At 66.4% G+C, this 244-nt stretch carries 1 protein-coding gene; it reads right to left on the reverse strand.

What is annotated here, in order from left to right; translation table 11 throughout:
- The coding region (locus AC2FCQ_RS24700; protein WP_490658455.1) for a hypothetical protein at positions 1-244 on the reverse strand (244 nt) is incomplete at both ends.

Consider the following 244-nt stretch of genomic DNA (forward strand, 5'->3'; position numbering starts at 1 on the left):
GTTGTCGGCCACGTCTTCGAGCACGGTCTTGATGGTGGCGCCCGTCATCTCGGTGAGCGTGGTGGCCGGGTACGTGATGGCGGTCTGGGCCATCAGCGCTTCCATCGTCAGTGCCTCGCCGGGCAGCAGCGTGGTGCCCCAGCGGAAGCCGGGCGAGAAGGCGATCTCCGCGCTCTGCGCGTGCATCAGGCCATCGACGATGAGCTGGTCGAACGTGCCGTTGAAGTTGCCGCGTCGGTATAGC

This window comes from Serratia sp. CoH_134_PS_4 (genome assembly GCF_058190535.1).